The sequence below is a fragment of the Undibacterium sp. Di24W genome (assembly GCF_049340325.1).
GTDB lineage: Bacteria > Pseudomonadota > Gammaproteobacteria > Burkholderiales > Burkholderiaceae_D > Undibacterium.
This window is the reverse complement of sequence record NZ_JBMPOP010000002.1, coordinates 298,149-315,514: the sequence shown is the minus strand read 5'-3', so window position 1 is coordinate 315,514 and position 17,366 is coordinate 298,149. Positions and strand designations below refer to the sequence as shown.

The window sequence follows — 17,366 nt, the reverse complement described above, 5'->3', positions numbered from 1 at the left end:
GTTTCTAAATGGGACGTAAGTTAGAGAACAACGGATTTAAGCAAATTAAAAAAGCTTTAAGACAATCAAACTAGGTTTTACAAAATTCAAATAGGAGAAAATTGCATGAGCGGTGCTGCAATCACACCGGGTCAAGAGACCCCAATTCCAGAGTTTAAGCAAATCATGGGGCATCCTGCTCCACTTTGGATGCTATTCATGTCCGAGTTCTGGGAGCGCTTTGCGTTCTATGGTATTCGTTGGGCTTTGGTGCTCTATATTGTTGATCAGTTCTACCAAGGTTCTGGCGCAGGTCAGGCAGATGCCAATCTGACTTATGGCTCGTATCTGGCGCTGGTGTATGCCGCTGCTTTGTTTGGGGGCTATGTCGCTGACCGGGTGATTGGTTATCAACGCTCAATTTTAGTTGGTGCGGTGTTCATGGCAGCTGGTTTATTTATGATCTCGATTCCGAATCAAGACATTTTTAAGTTAGGCCTCGCTACGATTATTATTGGTAACGGTCTGTTTAAACCAAATATCTCTACGATGGTCGGCAAGTTGTACAGTATTGCAGATACCCGTCGTGATTCTGGCTTCACTATTTTTTACATGGGTATTAATGTTGGCGGTTTCTTAGCGCCGATCTTTACCCAGTTTTTGGCACAAAAAGTATTTAGTACTGGCGATACGCCAGCCTACAAGATTGTCTTTATCGCTGCTGGTATCGGTATGGTCTTGAGCTTGATCTGGTTCGCTATCGGTCGCCGTATGTTAAAAGGCATAGGCGCTCCAGCAGAAGGTAAAGAGAGTATGTCGCGTGTTGTTTATGTTGCATTAGGTGCATTGTGTGTTATTCCCGTGGCTTACTTTTTGCTGTCGATGGGCGCTGTGAAATTGCAGATTGTTTTGTTTATCTTGTTTGGCGGCTTGGCTGTCATGTTGATGGTAGAAGGTATCCGTAATGGTAACGTCGCTCGCGATAAAGTGATTGCGATGTTGTTGATCTTTACATTCAATATTTTGTTCTGGATGTTCTTTGAACAAGCGGGTAGTTCTTTTACTTTCTTAGCTGACAAAATTGTTGATCGTGATTTAACGTCCACCTTCAATTTTCCAACGGCTTGGTTCCAAAGTGTGAATTCCTTGGCGATTATCGGTTTCGCACCAGTAGTCGCTGCAGTATGGGTGATGTTAGGTCGTCGTAATATGAACCCATCGATTCCACGTAAATTTGGTTTGGGTCTGATCGGTAATGCCTTGGCTTTTGGTTTATTGATGTATGCATTAACTTTCTTGGTTGATGAAAAGAGCAAGATTCCGTTCTGGACTTTGTTCATGGTGTATGTGATTCAATCGATAGGCGAATTGTGTTTGTCTCCTATCGGTTTATCGATGGTGACTAAACTAGCACCAGTGCGTTTGGTTGGTTTAGGTATGGGCGGTTGGTTCTTATCTACGGGTATTGGCAACAACTTGTCAGGTATTTTTGCCAGTCATGTCAGTGGCGATGGTGGTATGTCAGTAGCGTCTGCTTTGAGCGGCTACACCTTCGGTTTCTACTCATTATTAGGCGCTGGTATCGTGCTATTCTTGATCGCACCATTGATGCAAAAATTGATGCATGGTGTGAAGTAAGTTCTTAGCTCGTGTGATTAGAGCAAATAATAAAAAAGCGACCTTTTGGTCGCTTTTTTATTGGCAGAGTGAGATGCTATTTCATTTCAACTGCTGGCTGCGCGCCCATTTCAGCACCCGCTGTCGCTGGATAAGCCTTGCCGTTAATCGTCAGCTTGCCATTTTTCCAGAGAACTTGAGAGCTTAGGTTCCCGCCGTTACGCACGATGTAGCCTTGAACTTCGTAGGGCTCTATGCTGGTTTTAAACATGCCTAACATCATATTGCGTGCTTCTGGTTCGGTTTGTGTGCCATTGACCAATTCTTGCACCAATGACTCTGCCAAAGTGACATCCGCTTTACTTTCGAGTTTGGCTAACAACAGTATAGGATTCTCTAAGTCTTCTGGTTTGACATCGACGAATAGCAATTTACCTGAGGCTTTAAATTCACCACTTTTTCCTGTCAAGCTGAGACGGTCTAAAGACAACACTGGTTGATATTTGAGCAGCTCTCCACCATGCTTCTTAAAGCTGACCTGTATTTCCTCCATTTTCTCCGGCGTCAGGTTCTTGCGATCCATCGCATACAAGGCATTAAATATTTGATTAAAGCTAGGACCGTGTAAGTTCTGTAAGGAATAGTCGTAATGAAAGCTACCGAAGTCCGTGTTGTTGATTTGAATTTGTTGGATGCCCATTTTTAAGGCGGAATCAAACAAATCGTTCTTGCGAGTTGTGTTGCTCTCCAATAAAACATCTTTCAAATTAAAACCAGCGTTGGGCGCCAATTTATTTGAGAAGCTGATACTGCTGATGCTGGCTTTTGAGGTACCAACATACAGGATGCCATCCATATAAGCGCGTTCCGCATCACCGTTCATTTTAATGGCACCCAGATTCATGGTGGTGCTGCCATCGCTGCTCACCAGATCCATGCCAGGCGCGTTGAAATCAAATTTTAGTTTTTTATAGGCTGCATCAAATCCAAACTCCAGATTCAAACCTTTCCAGTTGAGTTTGTCCTGGCGTATGCCAACCACGGTATTGACCGCCGGGCTGTTCATTTTGACCGTACCGCCACCACCGTAATTGAGTACGGTTTGCAGCTCTAAGAATTTTTTGTCGCCAAAAATCTTTTTGATTTCAGCAACCGTAGCAGGATCTAAAACGAATTCAGTGTCGATTTTGCCAGCGCCTATCGCTGCGATGCCCGGAATTGGGCCATGAGTAATACGGTTGATGATTTGGATTTGTATCGGTTTGATGATAGGCATCATATCTGGCGCAGCTTCGGCGGGCTCACTAGCTGTTCCCGCTGTTCCTGCCTCTGGCTCCTGGAAGCTCGCTGGTGTGGCTGGTGTCGCTGGAAAGATATCTGCGTAACTAAATTCTATGGTGCTTTCTTGAGTAGAGGAAAAAACGCCGCGCGTGTAATTTTGTTTAACGATCTTAAACTTGGAAAACAATACCTCGCTGGTGTTGATTTGACTCAATTTGGTTTCTAAGCGTTTGCCGGTGACCCAAGAGGCTGCTGGATAAGCAATAGCTAGAGCAGCGACCACAGCAATAGCCAAGGAACTTTTTTTCATGTGACAAATCCTTTAATCAAAAAAATAAAAAATGAACAGTCGATAGTGTAACGACAATTTGAGCTTTTATGATTTAAAAGATATCGAAATGGGGGTTTTATTGGAATTTTTGTTGAGTATTTGGACCAAAATCAGCTTAGGCGCGGTTGCCATCCTTCAGTGTACTTTGCAAAAATTGCGTTTCAAAATCATGAGGATTTAAGGCTCGTGAGATTAAGAAGCCTTGTATCTCGTTACAGTATAAGGATGACAGCAAGTCTTTTTGCTCTTCTGTCTCTACGCCCTCGGCGATCACCTTTAACTTAAGCGCGTGGGCTAAGCTGATAATCGCCGTGACGATCGCGACATCACTTTCGTCTTTGGTCAGATTCATAACGAAAGAGCGGTCAATTTTGAGTTTATTGATGGGGAATCGTTTGAGGTAACTAAGACTGGAATAGCCTGTACCAAAATCGTCCACTGCCATTCTTACGCCTAATTTGGCTATGGCATTGAGCTTCTTCAGTGTCTCGTCGATATCACGTATCAAGATGGATTCTGTCAGTTCCAATTCAATAAAGCTGGGATCAAGATGGGCATCGTCCAAGGCATTGGCCAAGCTATCCACGAAATTGGGTTGTTGAAACTGTAGCGCAGAGACATTCACAGAGATGCGTATTTGACGTCCATCTTTATTCCATGCGGCAGCTTGGGTAATCGCCGTATGCATCACCCAATTGCCTAGCGCGATAATGAGACCGGTCTCTTCTGCGATGGGGATAAATTTCGCCGGACTGACTTCGCCTAATTCCGGGTCGTGCCAACGTAGTAAAGCTTCTGCGCCGAACACCTGTTGAGTTTGCAGATCCACAAGCGGTTGGTAATGCAGGCGGAATTCCTGATGCTCCAGTGCCTGACGCATGGCATGATCAATTTTCATACGCGACAGTAAGCCTATATTCATTTGACGCTGATAAAAACGGAAATCGGAGCGCCCGCGTTCTTTCACGTGGTACATCGCACTATCCGCATTCTTAATCAGATCTTCCATCGTTTGACCATCGGTAGGATACAGGGCTATACCGATACTACAGGTCACGCTAAAGGGAATACCATCAAGACAGAACGAGGCAGCTAAGTCAGCCAGTACGCGCCGGGCGCAGATCTCGGCCCCACTCGCATTGGCCTGATGTAATAGCAAAACGAATTCATCGCCACCGAGACGCGCTGCAGTATCGACTTGGCGTATACATTTTTTCAGGCGCTCGGTGACTTCAATTAAGACCCGGTCGCCAAAAGGATGGCCCAAGGAGTCGTTAATCTGCTTAAAGTTATCGAGATCCAAAAACAGCAAGGCAAATTCACCATTGTCGCGGCTGGCATGCGTAATTGCTTGGTTGATGCGCTCTTCCAATAGCAGTCGGTTGGGCAGGCCTGTTAAGGCGTCGGAGAATGCCAGCTCTTCAATTTTTTGCTTGGCGTTATAGTTTTCGGTCAGGTCTTTAAAAAAACCGATGATGTTAACCGTGTAACCTAATTCATTTTGCAAGCAGACCAAGGAAATCATGCAGAGATACGCATGCCCGTCTTTACGACGGTTCCAGATTTCACCTTCCCAAAAGCCGTATTCGGTTAGCTCATTCAAAACCCGTTTCAGGACTTCAGAACTACCTTGATTAAGTAAGAAGTCGCTTATGGTCTGGCCTATCATTTCAGCTTCGGTGTACTGAGTCAGACGCTCGAAGCTAGGATTGGTCGTGATGATTTTTTGGTAGTGGTCCGTGATAAAGATGGCATCGGTGCTAGCTTCAAACACTTTTGATGCCAGTTGTAAACGTGCTTGATCCGCCAATTTCTCTGAAATATCGCGGAAAGAAAATACTCTGCCTATCGGCCGTCCGCGGGCGTACTGCGGTAGTGTGACGCGTTCCAGAATTTTTCCTGAATGCAGAACCAGCAGGTCATTGGCCTCCATCAGAGGTGAGCGTCGTATTTCCGACAGGCGTTCATGGTAATTGCTGGCATCGACGATACAATTGTCCATCCAGGCATAGATCGCTATGTCATTGCGCTCGGTCAGTAATGCTTCTGGCAAGTCCCATAATTTTGCGAATAAGTGATTGTAGCTGCGAATTTCACCGTCTAGATCAGTGACCAGAATACCATCTGCGGTGGACTCTAAAGTAGCTCGTAATTCAGCGATGAGCTTTTCTAATTCGGTCTCGATTTGTCGTTGATCGCTGTGATTCCGGATCGCCACCACATACAGCGAGGTGTCTTTATCCAGGTGAACAAAGCTGACGCGTCGGACGACATGGATAACGCTGTCGTCGGGACGACGTAACAGCGTTTCAGAATAGATATTATTGGACAGGCCTGCGGCGACATCTTCCCAAAAGAACATGTCCTCTGGAGACGCAGCCAGATTTATCACTGGCGTGTTAAGTAAACTATGTGGTGTGACACCGAGCAACTCATGGGCAGCGCGGTTGGCTGCGACAACATGCAGTTGTACCGGATCGACAAGCAACACGCCTTCCAGCATGCCTTCGATTAATGCTTCCCATTGGCGGTTGCTCATGAAATTTTACCAACCAAATCAGTCGCCATGGAGAGCGGATCGCTGGCGCGTTCAAAGAAATAGCACAGGCGTTTACGAGGCGAGAGATAATCGTAGGCCGCCTTAGGTAATTGCACCGGTTTTAAACTACGGCGTATGCCTAGGTGGGATTCATGCTCCAGATTAATCATTAAGGCATCATCACGAGGCACCGAAGGATCGTGAATAATGACTTTGGGTTTGATCGGGCGTGAGGAATTTACCGAAACGACCAGCGCATAACGCTCATCACTGAGTTGTACCACGGAGCCTGGTGGATAAATGCCCATCATTTTGATAAATGCCGTCAGTGTTGCGGTATCCGACTGCATTTTGTTCTTAGTGAAAAGCTGCGATAAGGCCTCATGCGGTGTGATGGCCAGTGCGACGTTGCTCGGGTTGCACATGTTATCGAAGCGATTTACCAGTGAAATTATCCGGCTCAGCATCGTCATTTTGTCGACCTGGATATGGCCTGGATAACCACTGCCATCGGCGAACTCGTGATGCTGTGCGATCAGTAAAGTTGCACTGCTGGATAATTGCATTTTGCGCGCCAAATTGACACCATGCGCGACGTGGCTTTGATATAACTGTCGTTCAGATGGACTGCTCTGTTCATCGACCCACCGCAGGCGATCTGGCAATTCGATCTTGCCCACATCGTGCAATAATGCGCCGATACCGAGTTCCAGCATATCGTCTTTAGGTAACTCTAAAGCCTTCCCTAGTAATAGAGAAATCAAGGTGACATTGATACTGTGTAGTGCCGTCTTCTCACCCGCTTTTTCGGATAAAAGCCGGATCGCTGATTCATCATGATTGAGGATGCCATCCAACATGCCTTCTACTAATTTACTGGCAGTATCTTTGGCTGCAGGTGGTTGCGCGTGGACTATTTCAGTCAGATGTTTGAAATCTTGCGTTGCCTGCCCAAACTGGCGTTCGCATGCCATCAGGCTTGCTTGTTGGCTTGCAAGTAAAGCTTTTCGATGTTTCGCTGCCAATGCCTCTGGCGTTTCGGTGTTGGCTGCCGTATTCACGTCAGGGACGTTTTTTGGAGTGTTTGCCTTTGGATCAGGCTGACTTTTGTCAGGAGCATACCGAATTTTTTGTAAGCCTAGTGCCTGCAATTTGTGAATCTGATCTTGATTGCGGATTTCAAAGCTACTCACCGGAAATGGATGATCCATCCAACCTATATCGAGGTAGATGTATAAACCAATTCGCAATTCTGCCGGACTGATAAATTGATGGGTAGCGTCGGTCATCGCACAGGCATTTCAGAGTGTTCAAACTAATTACTAAAAAAGTTTCTTTAAATTAACTGTTTGAGTATAGGTCACAATATCCGAAAAAACCTGTTTTTGCCAATATCATCGAAAAATAAATAGATTTTTTCGTAGATAAAAACTTGATGCGTTGTATTTGTTAGGGGATTTGTTATCGCTTTATTATGCCGCGTAGATAGTCCATCGCAGAACAACAAAATAGCATTTCTCAGTGCACAAATATCTTACAATCAAATTTTATCTTTCAAAGATTTTACCCATGTTATTAGCATTGTTAACGGATTTGCATGCTAACCGCGAAGCCTTGGAAGCTTGTTTGGCGCATGCTGAAGAACGGCATGCAGAACAATATGCTTTTTTGGGGGATTTGATCGGGTATGGCGCTGATCCTATATGGGTGCTCGATACGGTCATTAACTACGTCGGACGTGGTGCCTATGTGTTGATGGGAAATCATGATCTTGGTGTCCTGCATGTAGATCGCAAAGATATGAATGCAAATGCCCGAGCCGTAGTAGATTGGACACGCGGTCAATTAAATCACTATCAACTAGAGTTTATTCGCAATTTGCCTATGCAAATTGAGTTTGAAAATTTATTGTTGGTGCACGCGAATGCCTGGGCGCCAGAGAAGTGGGAATATGTAGACGGTGTGATGGAAGCGGGGCGAAGCATTAAAGCCACGCAGGCTCAGATTACCTTTTGTGGCCATGTGCATACCCCAAGTTTGTACCATATGACTGATGCTGGGAAAGTCGGTGAATTCACACCCGTCTCAGACCTAAGTATGTCTTTAAGTAAATTGCGGCGCTGGTTGGTACAACCCGGGTCGGTGGGACAGCCTCGCGATGGTAATCCAGCTGCATGCTATGCCTTGTTTGATACGGTTAAACGAGAGCTAACTTTTTTTCGGGTACCGTACGACGCAGAAACGGCCGCGCAAAAAGTGCTGGAAGCGGGTTTGCCTGCCGTGCTGGCACATCGCTTAGTTCAGGGAGGCTAGTTTTATGAAGGATAGTAAGCTAACTCCAGCTGAACTTCAGAGTTCATCGGAAAAACCGTCATCTCCCAAGCGACTGCAAGCGGGCATGGTGGTTGATTATTATCGTCTTGAAGAGAAATTACATACAGGTGGCATGGCTGCGTTGTGGCGCATTACCGATTTACAGGAGCGTTACCGTTCACCGGAAGGCGAGTTACCCGCCTTGATCATGAAGGTGCCTTTGATGTTCAGTATCGATGATCCGACTGCTATTGTCGCCTTCGAAGTTGAACAAATGATTATGCCTAAGCTTAAAGGCAAACATGTACCTCGGTATTTTGGCTCCGGTGATTTTGACGCTCAGCCTTTCATCGTCATGGAACACATCGAAGGTACTTCACTGCGTTCACGATTTGATGCATCACCTTTACCTGTCGATGAGGTGGTAACGATAGGTATTAAGGTCGCCGCCGCTTTGCAAGACTTACACCGGCAGCACGTGATTCATCTTGATCTGAAACCGTCGAATATCATGTTTCGTGAAGGTGGTGTTGCAGTCTTGATTGATTATGGTTTATCACGTCACGACAAATTGCCTGATTTGCTCGGAGAAGAATTTCGTCTGCCGATGGGAACCGGGCCATATATCGCACCTGAGCAAGTATTGGGCATACGCAATGAGCCGCGCAGTGATCAGTTTTCGCTTGGCGTATTGCTGTATCACCTGGCTACTGGCGAGCGACCTTTTGGTCATCCTACATCCGTATCTGGTTTAAAAAAACGCTTGTATCGAGATGCGATTCCGCCACGTGTACACAATCCCGCGATCCCGAATTGGTTACAAGAGATCATTTTACGTTGCTTGGAAGTCGATCCCGCTGCCCGTTTTGACACCGCAGCGCAGCTGGGTTTGATGCTGCAAAATCCAGATCAATTGCATCTGACCGCACGCGCGGAAAAATCCAATAAAGATGGTTTGCTGTCGGTATTGAAGCGACGTTTTCATGCCGCAGGTGTTGAGCCTTTTGCCAAGTACAGTATGTCGGATCAACTCTCGCAATCACCGATCATTATGGTGGCCTTGCATTTGAGTGAAAGTAATACCGAGTTAGCTGATGATATTCGTATGCTGACCCGGCGCATGTTGCAGACCGAACCCGGAGCGCGGCTGGCTTGCGTCACGATACGTAAAACCAGCCGTATTGGTCTGGACGATGGCATGGTCCAGGACGGACAAAATATGCATGTAAAGCAGTTGGTTGAACTAAAACACTGGGCGCGACCATTGCAAGTGCCCAAAGATAAAATTACTTTCCATGTGCTGGAGGCACACGACACCGCTTCTGCGATTATTGACTATGCACATAATAACAATGTCGATCAAATTATTATCGGATCGCGTGGTAGTTCGACTATTCGGCGTTACTTGGGCAGTGTTTCTGCGCAAGTGGTGGCGGAAGCCGAATGTACCGTGACCGTGGTTAAGCAGAGACGAGAGTAAGTCTATATTTCGAACCGCTAGTGATGAGCCGATTTCCCTCATTTTATCGACAGCTCGGTGCCAGTTTGACTGGCGGTTTATTGCTGTGTGTTGCATGGTCTGGTGTTGTAGTGTCTGCTCAATCACAGACCCTTGCACAGGCTAATCGACAGTCAGGACAAGCAGTTTTAGCACCGCTACCAACTTGGCGAAAATTTGCTGATACCGTATTTCACCGGCTTTCTACTCAAAACGGTTTACCGCAATATAGTGCTACTGCCATCGCTCAAGATGGCGATGGATTTATCTGGGTTGGCACCCAAGGTGGTCTTGCACGCTGGGATGGCTATCGTTTCCGTAATTATTTGCCAGTGCAAAATGATGCAAATAGTTTGCCGGATAATTATGTCATGTCGCTCTACACCGATCCCCTCGGACAGATTTGGGTCGGCACCAATGGTGGTGGCTTGGCGCGATACGATAGAAAAAATGACCGCTTTATACGGATTCCAATTGGTCCACAGGCAATCAGTCATGTCACGATCAATGCAATTATTGGCGATGGAAAAAATGGAATGTGGCTGGCAACTCGCGGTGGACTCAATCATTACGATCCAGACAGCGGTAAGTTCCAGCAATTTCACGCAGATTCCAAGCAAGAAGCCAGTTTGTCCACCGATTTTGTACGTGCGCTAACCCGCGACAAAACCGGCAGCCTATGGATAGGTACCAGTCAAGGGCTGATGAAACAAGAGCAGCGAGATGTTGGCAGTACACGGTTTAAATCGGTGCGTTTACCTATGGAAGCTGGAAAGGTTCAACGTATTGTTAGTCTCGCTTGTAGTCAGGACGGTAAAATCTGGATCGGTACTTTTGACGCAGGTGCTTTCTATATCGATCCCAAAGACGGCATCCCACATCGACTGCTATTGCCTCAGCCCGATACTAATCAGCTGTTGCCAGCGAATGATAATATTTTCACGATACGTGAAACCGCCGAGAATGAAATTTGGTTGGGTACTTACGGTAAAGGTGTCGTTATTGTTAATAGCACCACTTTGGAAAGCAAACGTTTATTGCATGAGGCTAGCCGCAGTACCAGTTTGGCAGACAATTCGGTATGGTCGATCTTTCGAGATCGTTCAGGTCTGATTTGGGTTGGTAGCCAACGCGGTATCAGTTTGCATGACCCTTCTTCTAGTGCGTTTTTTACGTTGTTTGGTAGCGATAGGCACCAGCATGGCTTAGTTGGCATCGACTTTTTTTCGGCAAGCGGTATGTCGGATGGCAGTGTCTGGATAGGTTCGCAAAATCATGGTATCAGCATTTTACATCCGGGTAGTGAACGCTTCCAAACTTTGATCGCTGACGACAGCAAACCAATGAGTGCATTACCGCAGAGCGCGATATTCAGTATTTTCCAAAGTCAGTCGGGAAAAGTTTATATCGGCACCGATAAAGGTATGTATCGGTCAGATTTGTCGGGAGAAAATCTGCAAAAATTAAATTTGGTGCCACGCAATCCGGGTTTACGTGTCGCTGCCATGTTGGAATTGTCAGGCAAACTGCTCATCGGGGGGCCCGAGGGATTGTGGGAAAAAGACTTAACGCTGGACGAAGATAAAGTGATGCAACCGGTATGGGCCAAACCAGTTGCGAATAAATTTATCACTGATTTGCAGAGAGCGCCTGACGGTGCGATATGGGTGGGCACGTCACAAGACGGCATTTATCGCATTGAACTCGATACGGGTGCTATGCAGAATTTTAAGCCAGATCCAAAAAACGAACATTCTTTATCGCACAGAAACGCCTCAGCGCTTTTATTTGATTCGCGCGGTTGGCTGTGGATCGCGATGCAAGGAGGTGGCTTAGAATTACTCCGTACACCTAACGGCAAAACAGATGCTAAGTTTATTCATCTGCGTAAAGAGCAGGGTTTGCAGAATGATTTAGTCAACAAAGTTTTGGAAGATACCCGCGGCGATATCTGGGTTAGCACCGATGAAGGTTTGGCGAAAGTGAATCCTGACACCTTAAAAATTACCGCGATTACTGAACCTGATGGCGTTGCAATTTCTGGCTATTGGAGTAATTCGGGTGCCAGATTGCCGCAAGGTGATTTGATTTTCGGCGGGGTTGGTGGTGTCACCGTTGTGCGCCCTTCTTTTAAGAAAGAATACAAATTTGATCCACCGGTTGTCATCACCAGCATACAAGCAGGGGGTAAAACGATCGCTGCTAACCAAGCGAGATTTCTTGGAACTAATCCTGAGAAGCTCGTGATCAATCCTGACGCCAATAGCATGATCATTGAATTCGCGGCGCTCGATTATTCTGCACCAGAGCGCAATCATTATGCCTACAAGCTGGAAGGTTACGATAAGGATTGGATAGAAACCGATTACACCCGTCGATTGGCGGCCTACACTAATTTGTCACCGGGTGATTATCGTTTGTTATTGCGTGGTTCGAATCGTAGCGGAGCCTGGTCGGAACAGATCGTGGTATTGCCTATACGGGTAATGCCTGCATGGTTTCAAACTTGGTGGGCATACACCTCTTACTTTTTGGTGATCTCCACACTGGTGGTCGGTTTGATACGTTGGCGCTTATGGCGTCTTGCGAACCGGAATCATACCTTGGAATTGTTGGTCCAACAGCGCACCCAGGAATTGGAAGTATCACGTCAACTTTTAGAACAACAAAGTTTGACCGATCATCTGACGGGATTGCGTAACCGCCGTTATTTGAACTTGTGTATAGACGAAGATGTCGCGCTAGTGAATCGCGCCTATCAAGGCCTTAACGTCAAGGACATCGACCGCGCAACGTTAAACATCGACATCATTTTTATGATGGTCGATATCGATTACTTCAAATCAGTCAACGACGAATTCGGTCATGCTGCAGGGGATCTGGTGTTGATTGAGACAACTAAGATTCTAAAAGATGCGGTTCGCGAAACCGATATCATTATACGGTGGGGCGGGGAAGAATTTTTGATTGTGGCGCGCAATGCGAACTATCTAGAAGCCGAAGTGTTGGCGGAGCGCATCCGTACCCGTATCGCAGAACACGATTTTGTGCTGCCTGATGGCAAAGTACTACACAAAACTTGTTCTATCGGTTTGGCGACTTACCCATTTATTCCGACATCGGTAGAAGCCTTTACCTGGGAGCAAGTGGTGGATATCGCAGATCAATGTCTTTACGCTGCTAAGCGCGGTGGCAGAAATGCCTGGACCGGTCTATTTTTGCTAGGCAGTGACTATAGCAAGGGACATATCACTGACGTCGCATTAGAGGTTGAGCAGCAAATCGCGCAAGGGCATATCGTGGTGAAAACTTCCTTGCCCACCGACACTCCACTAGATTGGTCGCATGGAAGGGACCGCACATAGCACTCCGCGCCCGTCGTATAATCCTTGTGGCAACTAAGGAATCTTTTGCGCAAGATGTTGTCTATCTTGCCGGTATTTGTTTTGAATTAGAAGACGTTAAATTAAAAAAATAGGAAATTTATGAAGACAAACTTGTTACTGAGCAGCTTGGCTGCCAGTTTGATTTTAGCCTTTCCGGTGCAAGCGGCTGATAAAACAAAGGCGAGCAAAACGGTTGCCGCCGTAGTGGAAGAAGCGCCATTACGTGCGCATTTAGCTTTGATTTCTTCCGATTTATTTGAAGGCCGTGGTACGGGGCAACGTGGTGGCGATCTGACCGTACAGTACTTGGAAAGCCAATCGCAAGTGATAGGTCTCAAACCGGGCAATGGCAACAGCTATCGTCAATTAGTCAAAATCGCTGGTGTCAAGGCACAGCCGCAGCAAAGTAGCTTGCAATTAGTCGCAGGTGGTAATCCATTGGCGATTGAGTTCGGTAAAGATTGGGTCTGGGCACCGGGTGATGCGGTAGCGAGCCATCAGTTCGATACGGATATCGTGTTCGTTGGTTACGGCATCAGTGCGGCTGAAGAAAAGTGGGATGACTACAAAGGTCAAGATGTGACTGGCAAATTGTTAGTCATGATGGTGAATGATCCGCAGCCAACAGCGCAAGAGCCAAATCGTTTCGGTGGCAAAGCGCTCACCTATTATGGTCGTTGGACTTACAAATACGAAGAAGCAAAACGTCGTGGCGCAGCGGGTGTTTTGTTGATCCACACAGACGCGTCTGCAAGCTATGGTTGGTCAGTGGTACAAAATGGCGGCACGGCAGAAAAATTCCAATTGCAGGGCGCAGCATTGGGTACGGCTTTGCAAGGCTGGATCAGTGAAGACACCGCACGTAAATTGTTTAGTGGCGCTGGTCAGGACTTAGATCAATTGCGTGCTGCCGCTGAACGCAGTGATTTCAAACCAGTGACACTCTCAGCAAAATTGACAGGCGAAGAAAAAGCCGATATCCGCACGGTGGAGCAATACAATGTTGCCGCCGTGGTGCCAGGTACAGATCCTAAATTGAAAGACGAGTTGGTGATCTACAGTGCCCATTGGGATCATCTGGGCAAACAAGGCACGAGTGGTGATACGATTTATAACGGTGCAGTCGACAATGGCTCAGGCACAGCCGCTTTGCTAGCGATGGCAAAAGCCGCTTTGCAAGCGCCGGCTAAGCGTAGCCAGATGTTCTTATGGGTCGCTGCCGAAGAACAAGGTCTGCTCGGTAGCGCATTGTATGCAGCACAACCTTTGTGGCCTTTAGAAAAAACTGCAGCGAATTTGAATTTGGACAGTTTGAATTTTGTCGGTGTCACTCGCGATATGAGTACACGCGGAAGTGAGCGTACAGAGCTTGGCGATATGGCCGCCAAAGTAGCGAAAAATATGGGCTTAGTGATCGCCCCGGCAGAACCTGACTTATCCGGCGGCTATTTCCGCAGCGATCATTTTAGTTTTGCCAAAGCTGGTATACCTGCGTTCTCAGTCGGCGGTGGTAAAGACTATGTGAAAGATCCAGAAGCCGCGAAAGAAAAAGCGAAAGCTTACGGCAAACGCTATCACCAAGCGAGTGACGAGTTTGATCCTACTTGGGACTTGTCCGGTATGGTGCAACAAGCGCAATTCACTCTAAACTTAGGCCGTGCGGTGGCAGATAGTCCTAAAATGCCAGCTTGGAAAGCGGGCGATCCTTTGGGTAAATTGCGCGCTAAATAAGTAAAACCAGACGTAGTTAGAAACACACAAAAAGCAGGAAGCTTCAGAAATGAAGTTTCCTGCTTTTTTCTTTCCTGGCCTCATAATCGTCGGGTGATTTCCTTGTTTATATCGTCAGCAAAGAGGGACCAAAAAAAATATTTCTCAATCTAGAAAAATTTTTCTAGAAAAAAAGTTCTAGATGCGCTATGCTTGTTTCATTGAAATTTGAAAAGCATTTGGAGCTTGCATGAATCTCATAAAAAAAACACAGAAAACCAGCGCCACCCGAAAACCTACTGCGGCCGAATTAGCGCTGCTCAAGGTCCTGTGGCAACAAGGTCCGGCGACTGCTAAGCAAGTCTTCGAGCGAGTACAAGCAGATCGACCTGAGATCAACCAAGCTACGGTATTACGTCAATTACAAATCATGCATAGCGAGGGTTTGTTGACGCGCGATGAAAGTGCGCGCTCACATGTGTATGCCGCCGCACAGGCGCAGGAAAAATTGCAGACCAACTTGCTACAAGACTTTATTCAAAAAGCATTTTCTGGTTCTGGTAAAGAACTGATCATGGCAGCACTGAAAGAGCATGTCAGTGATACCGAACGTGCCGAGATTCAAGCCTATCTGCACGGAAAACCGCCAGTAGACAAACGCGATAACTAATCAAAAATCAGCAAGGAGACAAGACGTGATGAGCAATCTGACGCCATTCTTACCTGGATTGTCTGTGCTAGGCATCGCCCTATTGCATGTGTTGTGGCAGGCGAGTCTGATCGCAATAGCGACAGCTGTGGGCTTGCGCTTGTTGCGGTCGGCGTCAGCGCAGAGTCGTTATCTCTTGCTCTGTTTAGCCTTGCTGTTGTGCATAGCTTTGCCTGTGCAAAACCTCATCAGTCACACCGGTCAATCTGTTGAGTACTGGCAGTCTGACTCCTTGACTGGATTCTATGTTGACACGCCCGTCCCTAACGATCTTGACAACAAGGCTGGGGAGTCAAGTGACACGTTAGCTTCGTTGACGAGTTTCAGGAATTGGCGTTGGCAAGCGTGGGAACCACGGTTCGCCTCTGTCGCGCCTATCTTAGTATTACTCTGGGCTATCGGCGTTGCTGGCATGGCCTTGCGCATGTGTGCTGGACTGCTGTGGGTACGTCAAAGAGTGCAACGTGGCAGTCGTCAAAGCAATGTGTTTTGGCAAGCTAAACTGCAGCAGCTAGCGCAAAGAATGAACATTCAAGGTGCAATACGTCTCGGCATTTCTGACGAAGTCGAGTCACCCTTTACGGTCGGTTGGTGGCGTCCTATGGTGATTTTCCCAAGCGCCTTAATGACTGGCATGCCTCCTGAATTAATAGAAGCTTTATTGGCGCATGAAGTGGCGCACGTGAAGCGTATGGATTACCTGGTCAATCTGTTGCAAAGCGCGATAGAGATTTTGTTGTTCTTCCACCCTGCTGTCTGGTGGTTATCACGACAAATTCGTATCGAGCGTGAGCAGATTGCCGATGATTTAGCCGCAGGATTGTTAGGCGAACCGCGGCGCCTGGCGCTTGCATTATCTGAGCTGGAGCAGTTCCAGTTCTCTCACCCTCAACTCGCCCAAGCGGCACACGGAGGAAATCTTATGTTACGCATCAAACGCTTAATTCGCCCGGCATCACCAGCCGGTGTTTGGACCTGGAAAATGGCTTTACCTTTACTGAGTCTGAGTGCAGCTTGCTCGCTCATCTATGCACAAGCAGCCACGACAACTACTATAAATAATAGTAGCACGACGCCCATGGTGGCTAGTAATGCTGCGGCAACAATGCCCGTGGTGACACCTGCGCCGCCGCCTGCCAGTGTCGCGGATACCCAAAGCACAACAGTCATGACTGCAAAACCCGACGCTTCAGCTAGGACCTCATTTGCGCTGATTAAACCAGATAATGAGCGCGGCAACTTTGTTAATACCGATCGTAAAGGAACACGTGAAATCGATGCATTGAGGAAAAAAACCAAAGACGAATTTCTATGGTTTTCTGAAAACGGACAATCTTACATCATTAAAGACAGCGCTATCCTGGCGCAAGCCAATGCAGCCTATCAACCTATGGAAGTCCTAGGTAAACAAATGGACGCTCAAGGTAAAAAGATGGAAGTGCATAGCAAAGTCATGGAAGAAATCGGCAAGCAGATGGAAGCGGTTTCTGCTAAAGAGTACCCGGTAGATGCGGCGTTGGAAGCACGTATGCGCGCTCTTGAAAAGAAAATGCAAGCCTTCAGCCGCAAGATAGAAGCTGCGGTTACCAAGTTAGAATTGGCGAAGACAGATGAGCAGCGGACTGAAGCACAAAAACGCATCAGAGAAGCCGAAGCGGAAGTGCGTGAGCTTGAACAAAAATTACGCAAGGATAGCCAAGCATACCAAACCGAACATGAGAAATTACGTACTTCTTTGCAGCCCTTGGAAGAACTCGGGCAAAAGATGAATCAAGCAAGTCAGCCCATGAACGCTTTGGGTGAAGAAATGAATCAGTTAGGTAAGCAAATGGAAGCGCTTGCCGTCCAGGCTGAGAAACAAGTCAGAGACTTGATTCAACAAGCTAAGCAAAAAGGTTTGGTATCGGTAGCAAAAGATATTTAATAGTGGAATCTTGACCGCGCTATTTATCATAGCGCGGTCTATTTGAGAACCAGAATTCAATACTTGTGAAAGCCAGGAT

At 46.9% G+C, this 17,366-nt stretch carries 10 protein-coding genes; 7 read left to right on the top strand and 3 right to left on the bottom strand.

Annotated features, from left to right (window positions below; all coding sequences use genetic code 11):
• Positions 1–105: 105 nt before the first annotated feature.
• Positions 106–1,617 (top strand): peptide MFS transporter, encoded by a 1,512-nt coding sequence (locus ACO0KZ_RS04870; RefSeq protein ID WP_422993319.1) that lies wholly within the window; start codon positions 106–108, stop codon positions 1,615–1,617.
• 76 nt (positions 1,618–1,693) lie between these two features.
• Here the strand turns inward: ACO0KZ_RS04870 and ACO0KZ_RS04865 are convergent, their stop codons facing one another.
• The 3 genes from ACO0KZ_RS04865 to ACO0KZ_RS04855 all read right to left on the bottom strand — a co-directional run bounded on the left by ACO0KZ_RS04865 (position 1,694) and on the right by ACO0KZ_RS04855 (position 7,036).
• On the bottom strand, positions 1,694–3,187 hold the full coding sequence (locus tag ACO0KZ_RS04865) for a YdgA family protein (protein ID WP_422993317.1): 1,494 nt from the start codon (positions 3,185–3,187) through the stop codon (positions 1,694–1,696).
• Between the two features lie 136 nt (positions 3,188–3,323).
• On the bottom strand, positions 3,324–5,747 hold the full coding sequence (locus ACO0KZ_RS04860; protein WP_422993315.1) for a sensor domain-containing protein: 2,424 nt from the start codon (positions 5,745–5,747) through the stop codon (positions 3,324–3,326).
• On the bottom strand, positions 5,744–7,036 hold the full coding sequence (locus ACO0KZ_RS04855) for an HD-GYP domain-containing protein (RefSeq protein ID WP_422993313.1): 1,293 nt from the start codon (positions 7,034–7,036) through the stop codon (positions 5,744–5,746). Before ACO0KZ_RS04855 ends, ACO0KZ_RS04860 begins: the two co-directional genes overlap by 4 nt.
• Positions 7,037–7,316: 280 nt before the next feature.
• Between ACO0KZ_RS04855 and ACO0KZ_RS04850 the strand changes: the two genes are divergently transcribed.
• From ACO0KZ_RS04850 to ACO0KZ_RS04825, 6 genes are all read left to right on the top strand, one after another.
• The gene (locus ACO0KZ_RS04850) at positions 7,317–8,060 is read left to right on the top strand and encodes a metallophosphoesterase family protein (protein ID WP_422993311.1); all 744 of its coding nucleotides are present in this window, start codon (positions 7,317–7,319) and stop codon (positions 8,058–8,060) included.
• Positions 8,061–8,064: 4 nt separating this feature from the next.
• The gene (locus ACO0KZ_RS04845) at positions 8,065–9,540 is read left to right on the top strand and encodes a protein kinase domain-containing protein (protein ID WP_422993309.1); all 1,476 of its coding nucleotides are present in this window, start codon (positions 8,065–8,067) and stop codon (positions 9,538–9,540) included.
• Between the two features lie 23 nt (positions 9,541–9,563).
• A complete protein-coding gene (locus ACO0KZ_RS04840) occupies positions 9,564–12,923 on the top strand; it encodes a two-component regulator propeller domain-containing protein (protein WP_422993307.1) in 3,360 nt (1,119 codons plus the stop codon).
• A 120-nt stretch (positions 12,924–13,043) separates the two neighbouring features.
• Positions 13,044–14,675 carry a M28 family peptidase gene (locus ACO0KZ_RS04835; protein WP_422993305.1) on the top strand — a complete coding sequence of 544 codons (1,632 nt, stop codon included), beginning with the start codon at positions 13,044–13,046 and terminating at the stop codon, positions 14,673–14,675.
• Positions 14,676–14,904: 229 nt separating this feature from the next.
• Positions 14,905–15,324 carry a BlaI/MecI/CopY family transcriptional regulator gene (locus ACO0KZ_RS04830; RefSeq protein WP_422993303.1) on the top strand — a complete coding sequence of 140 codons (420 nt, stop codon included), beginning with the start codon at positions 14,905–14,907 and terminating at the stop codon, positions 15,322–15,324.
• A 28-nt stretch (positions 15,325–15,352) separates the two neighbouring features.
• Positions 15,353–17,287 carry a M56 family metallopeptidase gene (locus ACO0KZ_RS04825; RefSeq protein WP_422993301.1) on the top strand — a complete coding sequence of 645 codons (1,935 nt, stop codon included), beginning with the start codon at positions 15,353–15,355 and terminating at the stop codon, positions 17,285–17,287.
• Positions 17,288–17,366 lie beyond the last annotated feature (79 nt).

Bases quoted from the DNA above. Each gene is read 5' to 3' on its own strand.
- ACO0KZ_RS04850 (WP_422993311.1), top strand. From the start codon at position 7,317: ATGTTATTAGCATTGTTAACGGATTTGCATGCTAACCGCGAAGCCTTG.
- ACO0KZ_RS04855 (WP_422993313.1), bottom strand. From the start codon at position 7,036: ATGACCGACGCTACCCATCAATTTATCAGTCCGGCAGAATTGCGAATT.
- ACO0KZ_RS04845 (WP_422993309.1), top strand. From the start codon at position 8,065: ATGAAGGATAGTAAGCTAACTCCAGCTGAACTTCAGAGTTCATCGGAA.
- ACO0KZ_RS04860 (WP_422993315.1), bottom strand. From the start codon at position 5,747: ATGAGCAACCGCCAATGGGAAGCATTAATCGAAGGCATGCTGGAAGGC.
- ACO0KZ_RS04835 (WP_422993305.1), top strand. From the start codon at position 13,044: ATGAAGACAAACTTGTTACTGAGCAGCTTGGCTGCCAGTTTGATTTTA.
- ACO0KZ_RS04830 (WP_422993303.1), top strand. From the start codon at position 14,905: ATGAATCTCATAAAAAAAACACAGAAAACCAGCGCCACCCGAAAACCT.
- ACO0KZ_RS04840 (WP_422993307.1), top strand. From the start codon at position 9,564: ATGAGCCGATTTCCCTCATTTTATCGACAGCTCGGTGCCAGTTTGACT.
- ACO0KZ_RS04870 (WP_422993319.1), top strand. From the start codon at position 106: ATGAGCGGTGCTGCAATCACACCGGGTCAAGAGACCCCAATTCCAGAG.
- ACO0KZ_RS04865 (WP_422993317.1), bottom strand. From the start codon at position 3,187: ATGAAAAAAAGTTCCTTGGCTATTGCTGTGGTCGCTGCTCTAGCTATT.
- ACO0KZ_RS04825 (WP_422993301.1), top strand. From the start codon at position 15,353: ATGAGCAATCTGACGCCATTCTTACCTGGATTGTCTGTGCTAGGCATC.